Below are 251 nucleotides of genomic sequence, written 5' to 3'. Positions count from 1 at the left end.
GAGCGTCTGCCTTACAAGCAGAATGTCGGCGGTTCGATCCCGTCAGCGCCCACCAAGCCTTTACGTTAAGACTCAAGTGCAGCGGTAGTTCAGTTGGTTAGAATACCGGCCTGTCACGCCGGGGGTCGCGGGTTCGAGCCCCGTCCGCTGCGCCACTTAAGTTTTAATAGTCGTTTACTATAATTGCAAAATTATCGTGCAGCGGTAGTTCAGTTGGTTAGAATATCGGCCTGTCACGCCGAGGGTCGCGG

Annotated in this window: 1 tRNA gene; it reads left to right on the top strand. The window is 54.6% G+C overall.

Annotated features, from left to right (window positions below):
* The first annotated feature begins 78 nt into the window (after positions 1-78).
* Positions 79-155, top strand: a tRNA-Asp gene (locus ACNQO6_RS18460).
* Positions 156-251: the final 96 nt, after the last annotated feature.

The sequence above is a fragment of the Acinetobacter calcoaceticus genome (genome assembly GCF_051947995.1).
In the GTDB taxonomy this organism is placed as follows: Bacteria; Pseudomonadota; Gammaproteobacteria; order Pseudomonadales; family Moraxellaceae; genus Acinetobacter.
The sequence above is the reverse complement of the archived record's forward strand: the minus strand, read 5'-3'. Positions and strand labels throughout refer to the sequence as shown.